Below are 12,521 nucleotides of genomic sequence, written 5' to 3' on the forward strand. Positions count from 1 at the left end.
CGCCCGCGGCGTCAGCCCAGGCTGAATACGTCGCGGTCGGGGTCGTCGAGTCCCAGCAGCCAGCGCTGGAACATCTGCGCGGCGATGACGCTGAAGGTGATGCCGTTGCCGCCATAGCCCAGCACGGCGAAGCAGCGTTCCGCACCTGGTACCGGGCCGATCGCCGGCAGGCCGGTGGCGCTGGCACCGAAGCAGCCGGTCCAGGCGAAATCGACCCTGTCGTCGGCCTCGGGCAGCAGCCGCGCGAGCTTGCGCCGCAGCGTCTCGATCTTGCGGGGGATCAGGCCGTCGCGGGTCTTCGCATCGGCGACGTCCTCATCCTCGCCGCCGATGACGATGCGGTGGTCGAGCGTGGTGCGCAGGTAGAGATACGGATCCGCGGCCTCCCAGATCAGGCAGCGGGATGGCCAGAGCTGCCTTCGCTGCGGCCAGGTCGCCATCGCCCAGGTCGAGACCACCTTGTAGCCGCGCGGCTTCAGCATCTTCGCCAGTTCGTAGCCGGTGGCCAGCGCGACATGCTTCGCCTTGACCTCGATGCCGCCGGGCAGCGCCAGCGTCACGCCCTGGCGCGTCGCCACGATGTCCTGCACATCGGCGGGCGCGAACAGCCGGGCGCCCCGTTCGGCGGCCGAACGCCACAGGCCGCGCGTCAGCTTGACCGGGTCGGCTTCCGCCGCACCGCCCGACCAGACCGCGCCTGGCCGGTCGATGCCGGCCAAGCCGCGCAGTTCCTCGGCGTTCAGGTATTGCGAACGCAGGCCGATCCGCGCCCGCGCCTCGGCTTCCCGGCGCAGTCCAGCGACGTCGAGGACATCGCCCGGCAGATAGGCCGTGTGGCGATCCCGAAAGCCGCATCGCAGGCCGAGATCGGCGATCCGCCCGCGCAGCGCATCGACCGCAGCGGCGGACCGCCACCAGGCCCGCGCCGCGCGGTCCTTGCCGATGCGCGCGGTAAGATGGGTCAAGGGCGTGTCGAGTTCGAATTGCAGCAGCGCCGTGCTCGCGGCCGTCGAGCCGAGGGCGAAGCCGCGACGGTCGAGCACGACGACGGAGCGCCCCGCCGCCAGCGCCGCATCGGCGAGCAGCGCGCCGGAGATGCCGCCACCGATGATCGCGACATCCGCGACCAGGCTTTCGTGCGGCGCCGCGCCGAGACCGCCACGCGCGCCTTCAGGCAGCCAGACCGGGGTGCCCGTGCGCAGGTCGCGCGATTGCGTCGCCGAATTACCCCACATGGGCCGCCTCCCTTGGATCCAGTGGAGGCAACGCCGGCGGGCGGCGGATGTTGCGGGTGACAGGCCAACCCCGTGCTCCTGCTCGCTGGAACTGGTCGCGGTCGGATGGCACGATGCGGGCGGCGTGACGATGCCCGTGCCGGAATGCCGGGAGCAGGCGGTGTGAACGCATGGGACCGCAACACCCCATTCGTTCGCCACGACCTTGGAAGGCCCCACGATGCATCGACGTTCCCTGCCGGCGCTGTCCGCCGCCCTGCTCACCACGCCCGCGCTGGCGCAGCAGCCCTGGCCGACCCGGCCAGTGCGCATCGTCGTGCCCTTCGCCGCGGGCGGCAGCACTGATGTCTCGACGCGGCTGCTCGCGCCGCGCATGCAGCAGGCGCTGGGCCAGCCGGTGGTGATCGAGAACCGTGGCGGGGCAGGGGGCACGCTGGGGTCGGACGCCGTGGCGAAGGCCGCGCCGGATGGATCGACCTTCCTGATGGGGACGATTTCGACCCATGTGCTTGCGGTGGGGCTGTACGGCGCGCGGCTGCCCTACGACCCCGAGCGGAATTTCGTGGCCGTGGCACCGACCGTGCTGGTGCCGATCTGCATCACCGTCCATCCCTTGCTGGGTGTGGCGGACCTGGCTGGGCTGATCGCGCTGCTGAAGTCCAATCCTGGGCGGTATGCCTATGGCACCGGCGGCGCGGGCGGGTCGGCGCATATCGGGGCGGTCGCGTTCCTCAACGCCATCGGGGCGGAGGCGACGCATGTGCCCTATCGCGGCAGTGGGCCGATGCTGACGGACATGCTGGCCGGGCAGGTGGCGATGTGCTTCGACACGCCCGCGCTGATCGCCCCCCACCACGCGGCGGACCGGCTGCGCTGTCTGGCGGTGGCGACGGCGGCGCGGTCCCCATTGATGCCGGACGTGCCGACCAGCGCGGAGGCCGGGCTGCCGGGCTACCGCGCCTATTCCTGGTTCGGGGTGTTCGCGCCCGCGGGCACGCCGGCCGCCATCGTCGCGCGGATGAACCAGGCGGTGCGGGAGGCGGTGCTCGACCCCGCCAACCGGCGTCGGCTGGAGGAGCAGGACCTGCCGCCGATCATCGAAGGCAGCCCGGAGCAGTTCGCGGCCTTCCTGCGCAGGGAGTTGGCGACCTGGGTGCCGCTGGTCAGGGCGAGCGGGGCGACGGCGGATTGAGAGGCGCGGGCGTCAAATCCTTCGCCATGAATACCCGCGCGAAGCCCGACTGCTCCGCCCGATGCGTCTCGGCGAAGCCGAGGCGTTCATACAGCGCGATGTTCCGCACCATCTTCTCATGTGTGTAGAGCCAGACGCGCCGGTGCCCGCGACGGGCTGCCTCGGCCTCGGCGAAATCCATCAGCGCGCGGCCGAGGCCGGTGCCCTGCGCGGCGGGCGAGACCGCGACGTTGTCGACCAGCAGGCCGGTCGGCGTGTCCTCGATGACCAGGGCACCGAGCAGCGCGCCGTCCCGGTCCACCACCCAGGCCTGATCGGCGGCAATGCGGGCGGCGAAGTCGTCGTTCATCGGCGCGGGTTCGCGGCCGATCGCTGGCACCCAGGCCGCGTAGGACGCGCGGACGAGGTCGCGCAGCGCGGCGGCCTCGTCCGGCCGGGCGCGGCGCGGCGCCATCACCGGTTGCGCGGCAGCCGCCGCGCCAGGATATCGAGCACCGCCATCCGGCAGGCGACGCCCATCTCCACCTGTTCGCCGATCACCGAACGCGTCGGGTGGTCGGCGATGGCGCTGTCGATCTCGACACCACGGTTCATGGGGCCGGGGTGCATCACGATGCTGTCCGGCTTGGCGACGGCGAGCTTCTCGGCGTCCAGGCCGTAGAAGCGGAAGAACTCGCGCGCCGAGGGGACCAGCCCGCCCACCATGCGTTCGCGCTGGAGGCGCAGCATCATCACCACATCGGCGCCTTCCAGCCCCTTCTTCATGTCGGTGAAGACCTCGACGCCCAGCCGGTGGGCATCGGCCGGGATCAGCGTGGGCGGGCCGACGATGCGCACCCGGCTGCCCATGGTGGTCAGCAGGTGGATGTTCGACCGGGCGACGCGGGAATGGGTGATGTCGCCGCAGATCGCAACGACCAGACCCTCCAGGCGCCCCTTGTGGCGGCGGATGGTCAGCGCATCCAGCAGAGCCTGGGTCGGGTGTTCATGCGTGCCGTCGCCGGCATTGATCACCGCGGCATCGACCTTCTGCGACAGCAGCGCCGGGGCGCCCGACTGCGCGTGGCGGATCACCAGCAGGTCGCATTGCATGGCATTCAGGGTGGAGGCGGTGTCGAGCAGAGTCTCCCCCTTGTTCACCGACGACGTGCTGACGGACATGTTGATCACGTCCGCACCCAACCGCTTGCCGGCCAGTTCGAAGCTGGTCCGGGTCCGCGTGCTGTCCTCGAAGAACAGGTTGATCAGCGTGCGGCCCTTGAGCAGGTCGCGCTGCGTCTTCCCGCTGCGGTTCAGCAGCGCATAGGATTCGGCGAGGTCGAGCAGGTCCCCGATATGGGGGGGCTCGAGGCCCTCGATGGCGAGGAGGTGTTTGGAGGGATGTGACACGGCGGGATTCTAGGCCCCCGGCGCGGATTCGGCCAGCGGGGCCGCCAGGGCCGCGCGCAGGAGATCGGCCTGGGTCTCCTCATCCTGCCGCACCCGCCCGGAGCGTGCGATGCGTTCGCGGCCATCCCGGGCGACCAGCATGACCCGCCAGACGGGGTCGCCCTCATCATCCTTGCCGGGCCGCAGTTCGACCTGGACCGAACCGGGCGGGAAGGTCTCCACCTCCCGCGCCAGCATCGACCGGCGATGGATGGCCACGCCGCCGGCCGCATCCACCACCAGGCGTAGGCATGGGCTGGCGAGCACCTGCGCGGTCACCGGGATGCCCACGAGCCAGAACGCGGCCAGCACGCCGTATTGCAACTCGGCCGGCTGGGATGGATGGGGGCCGTCACGGCTCATGACCATCGTCATCAGCGCGAGGAAGCCCATCCAGATGCCCATGAAGACCCAGGCGGCGATGGCGGAGCGGTCGCGGATCACCATGACCGGAGCCACGCCGTTCAGCACGGCAGGAAAATCCAATTGAACACGTAGCCCGGCGTGCCCGCGTCGTGCAGTCGCGGCAGGTCCTCCAGGCGCAGCGGCAGCGGGCCGTCCGGACCGGCCACATGCGGTCGGTAGCCGAGCGCCGAGACTTCCGCGATCGCGCCGGCGATCGGGCGATGGAGGTGCTTTTCCTCCATCTCGATGATCAAAACGGGGCGGCAGCGGGCAATCAGCGCCGCGGCACCGCGCAGCACGGCATGTTCATGGCCCTCGACATCGATCTTGATGAGGCCGACATCGCCGGTCTCGACGTCGTCCAGACGGCGCGTCGGCACCCGGACAGCGCCATAGGCGCAGGTCCCGAGGCTGTCATGGGCCAGGGTGGCACCCTGGTTCGAATAGCCCTTCCGGCGGCGCGGAATGCGCAACTCGGCCACGCCGGATTCGTCCGACAGGGCATAGGGCATGGCGGTCGCGCCAGGGCCTAGACGGGCGGAGAGTTCGGCGAATAGTTTCGGATTCGGTTCGAAGGCCCGAACCGCGAGGGAATGGCGGCGCAGCATCTCGGTCCAGACCCCGCGATTGGCGCCGGCATCGACGGAGATCCGAGCCGGATCGGCGAGCATCGGAACCAGCCGCAATTCCCGCTCGCCGCTGCGCAGCGCCTGGAACAGATCCCAGCGCAGGGCCAGGCGAGGCGGGATGCAGGCGCGGCGGATCCGCTCCTCGAGGGAAACGGGCGGTATCCAGGCCGCTTGCGGAGGCCGGCCGGCCGTCGGGACACTATCGCCTTTCATCTCGTTCGGCATCCGTCGCATAGGCATCAGGCCGTGACGCATCCAAGGCGGATTGTAGCATATATGCCGCCGCCGCGCGATCGACGGCTTCGGCGCGGCGGGCCCGGGTCAGGTCGGCCTCGGTGATCAGCATGCGATTCACGGCGGCGGAGGAAAGGCGTTCGTCGAACAGGGCGCAGGGCAGGGCGGTCGCTTCCGAAACGGCGCGCGCCCAGTCCTTCGCCGCCTGGGCCGCCGGGCCCATGGTGCCGTCCATCGACAGGGGCAGGCCGACGACCAGGCCGGCGGCACCCTGTTTCGATGCGATGGCGGCGATCTCGGCGGCATTGGCGGCGAGCTTGCCGCGCTTGATGGCACCATAGGGGCTGGCCAGCATCAGCGTGACATCCGACAGCGCGACGCCGATCGTCTTGGTGCCGGGGTCGAGGCCGATCAGCCGCGCATGGCGGGGCAGGGCGGCGCGGAGGTCCTTCAGGTTGATGATGGCCATGCCGAGGCTTATGGTCCGGCCCCCGTTCCCCTGGAAGAGCATTGATGTCACTCGATACCGCCACCGTGCGGCGCGTCGCCGCCCTTGCCCGCATCCGCCTTGAGGAAGACGAGGTCCTCCGTGTCCAGGGAGAGCTCAACGGCATCCTCGGCTGGATCGAGCAACTGCAGGCGGTGGACACCGACGGCATCGAGCCGATGGCCGGCGGCACGCCCGAGGGCATCGCGGCGATGCCGCTGCGCGACGACGTGGTGACCGATGGCGGCCAGGCCGCGAAGGTCCTGGCCAATGCCCCCGATCGCGAGGGCGAATATTTCGGCGTGCCGAAGGTGGTTGAGTGATGCATCCGACCGATTTCACCCTGGCCGGCGCTGTCGCCGCTCTGGAGGAAGGCGTCATTTCCGCCGAGGAGCTGACGCGCGCGCATGTGCATGCGACCCTGGCGCTGAACCCGAAGATCAATGCGCTGATCACAGTGACGGCGGACCAGGCGATGGACGCCGCGCGCGCTTCGGACGCCCGTCGCAAGCGGGGCGAGGCCGGGCCGCTGGAGGGCATTCCGCTCGCCATCAAGGATCTGTTCTGCACCGAGGGCGTGCAGACCACGGCCGGGTCGAAGATCCTGGAAGGCTTCATCCCTCCCTATGAGAGCACGGTGACGTCGCAGCTGAAGCGCGACGGGGCGGTGTTCCTCGGCAAGGCGAATCTTGATGAGTTCGCGATGGGGTCGTCGAACCTGACCTCTGCCTATGGCGGCGTGTTGAACCCGTGGAGCCGGCGCAACGACCCCGATGCGCGGCTGGTCCCTGGCGGGTCGTCAGGTGGATCGGCGGCGGCGGTGGCGGCGCGGATGGTGCTGGGTGCCACGGGCACCGACACCGGCGGGTCGATCCGCCAGCCGGCGGCCTTCTGCGGCATCACGGGCATCAAGCCGACCTATGGGCGGTGCTCGCGCTTCGGGATCGTGGCCTATGCGTCGTCGCTCGATCAGGCGGGGCCGTTCGGACGCACGGTCGAGGATTGCGCGATCCTGCTGCGGTCCATGGCCGGCTTCGATCCGAAGGATTCGACGAGCGCGGACCGGCCGGTGCCGGATTTCGCGGCCGCCTGCGGGCGTTCGGTGAAGGGGCTGCGGATCGGCGTGCCGCGCGAATACCACATCGACGGGATGCCCCCCGAGATCGAGCGCCTGTGGCGGCAGGGGCTGGACTGGCTGAAGGAAGCGGGGGCGGAGATCGTCGATATCTCGCTGCCGCATGCGCAGTATGCGCTGCCGACCTACTACATCGTGGCGCCGGCCGAGGCGTCGTCGAACCTCGCACGGTATGACGGGGTGCGGTTCGGCAAGCGGGTGGCGGAAGCGGGGTCGGATCTGCGCGACCTGTATGAGCGGACGCGCGCCGCCGGCTTCGGCCCGGAGGTGCGGCGGCGGATCATGATCGGGACCTATGTGCTGTCGGCCGGATATTACGATGCGTACTACCTGAAGGCGCAGAAGGTACGCGCGCTGATCGCGCGTGACTTCGCACAGGCGTGGTCGAAGGTGGATGCGATCCTGGCGCCCGCGACGCCGTCCGCCGCGTTTGCCGAGGGCGAGAACAGCGACGATCCGGTGCAGATGTACCTGAACGACGTATTCACGGTGACGGCGAACTTGGCTGGCCTGCCGGGGCTGTCGGTGCCGGCGGGTCTCGATCCGCAGGGGCTGCCGCTGGGGTTGCAGGTGCTGGGGCGGCCGTTCGACGAGGAGACGGTGTTCGCCGTCGGCGCGGCGCTGGAACGCGCGGCGGATTTCAAGTCGCTTCCCAGCATGAGGGCAGGGGCATGAGCTACACCGTCGACGGCGAAACCGGCCCCTGGGAACTGGTCATCGGGCTGGAAGTCCACGCTCAGGTCGTGTCCAACGCCAAGCTGTTCAGCGGAGCCGCGACGGAATTCGGCGCCGAGCCGAACAGCCAGGTGTCGTTCATCGATGCCGGCTTCCCCGGCATGCTGCCGGTGATCAACCGCGAATGCGTGGCGCAGGCCGTGCGCACCGGGTTGGGGCTGAATGCGCAGGTGAACCTGTGGTCGCGCTTCGACCGCAAGAACTACTTCTACGCGGACCTGCCGCAGGGCTATCAGATCAGCCAGTTCGCGCATCCGATCATCGGCACCGGGCAGGTCGAGATCGCATTGCAGGACGGCACCACCAAGGTCATCGGCATCACGCGGCTGCATCTGGAACAGGATGCGGGGAAGTCGATCCATGACCAGCACCCGAACAAATCCTTCATCGACCTGAACCGCTCGGGTGTCGCGCTGATGGAGATCGTGTCGGAGCCCGACATGCGATCGCCCGAGGAAGCCGGTGCGTATCTGACGAAGCTGCGGCAGATCCTGCGCTACCTCGGCACCTGCGACGGCAACATGGAGGAAGGATCCATGCGCGCCGACGTGAATGTCTCGGTCCGCAAGGCGGGGGAGGGGTTCCGCACGCGCTGCGAGGTGAAGAACGTCAACTCCATCCGCTTCGTCATGCAGGCGGTCGAAGCCGAGGCGCGGCGCCAGATCGAGGTGTGGGAATCCGGCGGCGAGGTGAACCAGGAAACCCGCCTGTTCGACACAGGCCGCGGCATCACGCGGTCGATGCGGTCGAAGGAGGATGCGCATGACTACCGCTACTTCCCCGACCCCGATTTGCCGCCGCTGGTGATCGAGCAGTCCTGGGTCGATGCGCTGAAGGCCGCATTGCCGGAACTGCCGGATCAGCGGCGTGCGCGCTACGTCAACGACTACGGCGTCACGCCGTATGACGCGCATGTGCTGACGCTGGAGAAGGAAACGGCCGCCTACTACGAGGCCGTGGCCAAGGGCCGCGACGCGAAACAGGCGGCGAACTGGGTGATGGGCGACCTGTTCGCCGCCATCAACCGCACCAAGACTTCCATCGCCGAACCGCCGGTGTCCGCCGCCGATCTCGGTGCGCTGCTGGACCTGATGGCCGACAACACGCTGTCGGGGAAGCTGGCGAAGGAAGTCTTCGAGGCGATGGTCGAGACCGGCCGCGCCCCCGGGCTGATCGTCGAGGAACGCGGCCTGCGCCAGGTGACGGACACCGGCGCGATCGAGGCGGTGATCGACGGCGTGCTCGCCGCCAATGCCGACAAGGTCGCGGAATACCGGTCCGGCAAGGACAAGCTGTTCGGCTTCTTCGTCGGCCAGACCATGCGGGCCATGCAGGGCAAGGGAAACCCGGCCTTGGTCAACGACCTGTTGAAGCAGAAGCTGTCCTGAGCGGTTCGGCAGGGCTGGGCTCCGGGACGCCTCCCGGGAGTGTGCCCAGCGCGTCCTGCCCGGCGCCAGGTGATGGTTTCCAAAGGCCCACTGGCCTTTGGCGGGGTGGTTTGGAGGGGCGGCGCTCCTCCAACCTTCAATCGCACGCCTGAGTTCTTCCCCTGACCTCCCGCCCCATGCTTCGCTCCGCCGCGAACGACCCCAGGGGGCGATGATGGCTGGCGAGTCGGACGGGCAAGGTGCAGTGCCGAAGGCGAACCACGCCTACACGCTGGTGGTGGCCGAGCGGGCGGCTGCACTGCTGCTGCTTGCGCTGCTGCTGTACGGCGTGGGGCGGATCCTCGAGCCCTTCGCCCTGGCGATCGCCTTCGGGGCCTTCATCGCCATCGGCACCTGGCCGGCGCGCGCTGCGCTGGTCGCGCGCGGCCTGCGGCCCGGCATCGCGTCGGTGCTGATGCTCGTCGTGCTGATCCTGGCGGTGGCGTTGCCGGCGACGCTGATCGTGCCCGATCTCGGCGACCAGGTGGTCGGCATCGTCCAATTGGCGCGCGGCGCGCTTGAACGGCTGTCGCCCACGCCGCCCGCATGGCTGACCGACCTGCCGGTGGTGGGGACGAGTGCCGGACGGCTTTGGACGCAGGCCGGCGCGCTGCGCGACAACTTTTCCGAGGTGGTGCGGCCCTATAGCGGGGCGATCGCGTCGATGCTGATCGATATGGGGCAGGCGGCGGCGGCAAGCCTGATGCAGTTGTTGCTGTCGCTGCTGGTCGCCGCGATGTTCTGGACCAGCGGCGATACGCTTGTCGCGCAGCTGCGCGAGATTGCGGGCCGGTTGGGCGGGCAGACCGCGGTGGATTCCATCGATGCCGCCGGCGGTGCGGTGCGCGGCGTCGCCTGGGGCGTGGTGGGCACTGGGCTGCTCCAGGGGGTGCTGATGGGGCTGGGCCTGGCGATTGCCGGCGTGCCGGGTGCGGTCGCACTCGGGTTTCTCGCCATGGTTTTCTCGATCAGCCAGGTGCTGGGGCCGTTGATCATCGTGACCTGGATCGGCGCATCGGTCTGGCTTTACGGGCAGGGCGATACGGGCTGGGCGATCTTCATGTTCGTCTGGGGCTTGGTGCCGGTCTCGGGCAGCGACAACATCGTCCGTCCGCTGCTGATCCAGCGTGGTAGTGCGATGCCGCTGGCGCTGATCATCATCGGGGTGTTCGGCGGGCTGATCTCCTTCGGTTTCCTGGGGCTGTTCATCGGGCCGGCGCTGCTGGCGGTCGCGCACGGGTTGCTGCAGGCCTGGCGGCAGGCCGGGGCGGCGGTGCGCGCGCCTTAGCGCGGTGGACGGGGCGCGCCGGCCATGCGACTCCTCGGTCCAGGAACGGACGAGGATGCTGACGCATGGCCATCGAGCTTTGGACCTGGAACACGCCGAATGGGCGCAAGATCAGCGCGGCGCTGGAGGAGATGGGGCTGCCCTACACGGTCAGGACCGTGAACATCTCGAAGGACGAGCAGTTCAGCCCGGAATTCCTTGCCTTCAGCCCCAACAACCGCATCCCCGCGATCAAGGACCCCGATGGGCCGGATGGCCGCCCGATCACGGTGTTCGAGAGCGGGGCGATCCTGCTGTACCTGGCCGAGAAGACCGGCAAGTTCCTGCCGGCCGACCTGCGCGCGCGGGTGCCCGTGTATGAATGGCTGATGTGGCAGATGGGCGGCTTCGGGCCGATGCCGGGGCAGGTGCATCACTTCATGATGCGCCCCGATGGGCCGGCGAAGGATTACGGGCTCGAACGCTATGGCAAGGAGACGCTGCGACTGTATCGCGTGCTCGACAAGCAACTGGAGGGGCGCGATTTCGTCGCGACATCCGGTGAACCCTCGATCGCGGATTTCGCGATTCTGGGCTGGGCGTGGCGGCATGAGCGGCATCTGCCGACGCAAGGCAAGGCGATCAGCGACTACCCCAATGTGGCGCTCTGGTACGCGACGATGATGGCGCGGCCGGCGACGAAGCGCGGATTCGAGGTGGCTTTGTCGTAGGTGTGCACGGCGGTCGGCGCGGGATGTTTGACGGCCCGCGCCCCCGCCGGTAGAAGCGGCGCCTGCAACGCCGTGTGACTTCCACTCCTGCGGAGGGGTGGCCGAGTGGCCGAAGGCGGCGGTTTGCTAAACCGTTATAGGATGTCAAGTCCTATCGTGGGTTCGAATCCCATCCCCTCCGCCAGTTCCTTGACCTTCCAGATTTTATTTGTAATATCAGAGACTTACTGGACCCTCCGACAGGGCATTCCCCCTCACGCTCCCCCTCACGGTTTCCCCCTCACATTCCTGCCGCCCGAGATGGGCAGCCGTGGCGACTGATACGCATTCCGCCGCCACGACGGTCTCTGCGGAGAGGGGTTTGCGGCGCGTGGCGCCCACGGCATCGCCGCAGTTGTGTTTTCCTCTCCGTGATACCAGATGTAGTGGTGTGGCGGTTGGAGCAGGCACTAAATGTCCGCATCTCGGGCACTCGGTCGGGACCAGCACGACGACTTTCGGCGCCAAGTCGAGGAAACGCGGCGGTCGCTGACCGCGCACTTCGAACGCGGCGACCCCGTGACGGCACTTAGCGTCGAGCCGAACAGGCCGCTGGACGTCCAGGACTTCGCGTTTGTCGGAAAGACGCCGGAACAGAAGCACCGCGAGAGCTACTATCGTTGTTCCTTTTGTCAGACCGAACGCAAGTTCGGCGGGGGCCGTATCGTCATCTCCCGGAGTGACCGCCGGTTGCGGCTGATCGGCGACGAGTGCTGGGAAACCCACATCAATCGCGACCGCTTCGAGGCCGAGGCGGCAGACTACCGCGCATATACGAGCCGAGTGGCATTCGAGAACATCAAAGGCCCGCTCCGCGACGAAGTAACGCGGATCATCGGTGGTCTTGTGCGAGCCATGGATCGGCAGGGCAACGCATTTGAGTTTGTCGCCGACCTCCCGCGCATGATGCGAGCGGCCGCGCCTGAGTTCCAGCGGGTAATCCGCGACGCATACACTCGTGCCGGGCACCTCACAGTCGAGCGGCTAGTGATCGTCGATACGAGCTTCCGCGAAGCCCTGCGTCGCGACGACGGACGACCCGACTTGAAGCGTGAGCCGAAGCGCCGTTGGGAGACGGTGTCGGTCGGTCAGTTAGGCGGTTTGTCGGCCCTGTTCGAAGTGCGGTCCCCCTGGTCGGACGGGAACGCCGCACGGGTCGCGATTATCGACGCTAAGCGCGTAATCGAGGACACCGCGTGGGAACTTCTGACAGACCGCCAAGCCGGGATGAAGCTGCGTCAAGTGCGAGAACTGTTGGCGGGAGCCGCTTCCCAGCTTGAACGATGCCGTGCCGCCTTTCGGGATGCCTCGGCGCTTCTCTCGCTGTCCAGCCTGAGCGCCTTGTCGGCTTGGATGAACGACCGGGACTGCGAACTGGGCTACGAGAGGGCGACGGAAATCCGCGTCACACAATCGGGGTTTCGCGTAATCGGCGCGGGAAGCGCCCTAGGTCATGTGGACTCTAGGGATTCCCTGGCTGATGGAAGCATGATTCAAAGCTGCCTTTTGGAGGCGGCGGATGGGCGTGCTGGATCGGTTGATCCTGGATGACGCGGCGTGGGCGCGGATGGCGCCGC

General features: G+C 68.4%; 13 protein-coding genes and 1 tRNA gene. 8 read left to right on the forward strand and 6 right to left on the reverse strand.

All coding sequences use genetic code 11. The annotated features are described in order from the left end of the window. Nucleotides 1–11 precede the first annotated feature (11 nt). Complete coding sequence (locus tag AAFN86_RS03515) at nt 12–1,235, reverse strand: FAD-dependent oxidoreductase (RefSeq protein WP_347541834.1); 1,224 nt, start codon at nt 1,233–1,235, stop codon at nt 12–14. A 220-nt stretch (nt 1,236–1,455) separates the two neighbouring features. Between AAFN86_RS03515 and AAFN86_RS03520 the strand changes: the two genes are divergently transcribed. Further along, nucleotides 1,456–2,427 (forward strand): tripartite tricarboxylate transporter substrate binding protein, encoded by a 972-nt coding sequence (locus AAFN86_RS03520; RefSeq protein ID WP_347541835.1) that lies wholly within the window; start codon nt 1,456–1,458, stop codon nt 2,425–2,427. Here AAFN86_RS03520 and AAFN86_RS03525 read toward each other — a convergent pair. From AAFN86_RS03525 to ruvX, 5 genes are read right to left on the reverse strand one after another with little or no spacing between them, the layout of a single operon-like run. Then, a complete protein-coding gene (locus tag AAFN86_RS03525; RefSeq protein ID WP_347541836.1) occupies nt 2,399–2,881 on the reverse strand; it encodes a GNAT family N-acetyltransferase in 483 nt (160 codons plus the stop codon). The two genes, AAFN86_RS03520 and AAFN86_RS03525, sit on opposite strands and share 29 nt — an antisense overlap. Then, nucleotides 2,881–3,816, reverse strand: a complete 936-nt coding sequence (locus AAFN86_RS03530; protein ID WP_347541837.1) for an aspartate carbamoyltransferase catalytic subunit — start codon at nt 3,814–3,816, stop codon at nt 2,881–2,883. Before AAFN86_RS03530 ends, AAFN86_RS03525 begins: the two co-directional genes overlap by 1 nt. Before the next feature lie 9 nt (nt 3,817–3,825). Next, complete coding sequence (locus AAFN86_RS03535; protein ID WP_347541838.1) at nt 3,826–4,326, reverse strand: hypothetical protein; 501 nt, start codon at nt 4,324–4,326, stop codon at nt 3,826–3,828. Next, complete coding sequence (locus AAFN86_RS03540) at nt 4,320–5,102, reverse strand: FkbM family methyltransferase (protein WP_347541839.1); 783 nt, start codon at nt 5,100–5,102, stop codon at nt 4,320–4,322. Before AAFN86_RS03540 ends, AAFN86_RS03535 begins: the two co-directional genes overlap by 7 nt. Beyond that, the gene (ruvX, locus tag AAFN86_RS03545; protein WP_347541840.1) at nt 5,089–5,592 is read right to left on the reverse strand and encodes a Holliday junction resolvase RuvX; all 504 of its coding nucleotides are present in this window, start codon (nt 5,590–5,592) and stop codon (nt 5,089–5,091) included. Before ruvX ends, AAFN86_RS03540 begins: the two co-directional genes overlap by 14 nt. A gap of 44 nt (nt 5,593–5,636) precedes the next feature. Between ruvX and gatC the strand changes: the two genes are divergently transcribed. From gatC to AAFN86_RS03580, 7 genes are all read left to right on the forward strand, one after another. Then, entirely contained in the window at nt 5,637–5,933 is a 297-nt protein-coding gene (gene gatC, locus AAFN86_RS03550) for an Asp-tRNA(Asn)/Glu-tRNA(Gln) amidotransferase subunit GatC (protein ID WP_347541841.1), read from the forward strand. Further along, nucleotides 5,933–7,420 (forward strand): Asp-tRNA(Asn)/Glu-tRNA(Gln) amidotransferase subunit GatA, encoded by a 1,488-nt coding sequence (gatA, locus tag AAFN86_RS03555; protein ID WP_347541842.1) that lies wholly within the window; start codon nt 5,933–5,935, stop codon nt 7,418–7,420. Before gatC ends, gatA begins: the two co-directional genes overlap by 1 nt. Then, a complete protein-coding gene (gene gatB, locus AAFN86_RS03560) occupies nt 7,417–8,868 on the forward strand; it encodes an Asp-tRNA(Asn)/Glu-tRNA(Gln) amidotransferase subunit GatB (protein ID WP_347541843.1) in 1,452 nt (483 codons plus the stop codon). The genes gatA and gatB overlap by 4 nt, the downstream gene beginning before the upstream one ends. Nucleotides 8,869–9,112: 244 nt before the next feature. Further along, nucleotides 9,113–10,195, forward strand: coding sequence for an AI-2E family transporter (locus AAFN86_RS03565; RefSeq protein ID WP_347541844.1), 1,083 nt, complete (start codon nt 9,113–9,115; stop codon nt 10,193–10,195). Between the two features lie 65 nt (nt 10,196–10,260). Then, nucleotides 10,261–10,905, forward strand: coding sequence for a glutathione S-transferase N-terminal domain-containing protein (locus AAFN86_RS03570; RefSeq protein WP_347541845.1), 645 nt, complete (start codon nt 10,261–10,263; stop codon nt 10,903–10,905). 91 nt (nt 10,906–10,996) lie between these two features. Beyond that, a tRNA-Ser gene (locus AAFN86_RS03575) sits at nt 10,997–11,089 on the forward strand. Nucleotides 11,090–11,358: 269 nt separating this feature from the next. Beyond that, nucleotides 11,359–12,495, forward strand: coding sequence for a hypothetical protein (locus AAFN86_RS03580; protein ID WP_347541847.1), 1,137 nt, complete (start codon nt 11,359–11,361; stop codon nt 12,493–12,495). Nucleotides 12,496–12,521 lie beyond the last annotated feature (26 nt).

Origin of the sequence: Roseomonas sp. CAU 1739, from assembly GCF_039839775.1 — a bacterium.
Lineage (GTDB): Bacteria > Pseudomonadota > Alphaproteobacteria > Acetobacterales > Acetobacteraceae > Neoroseomonas.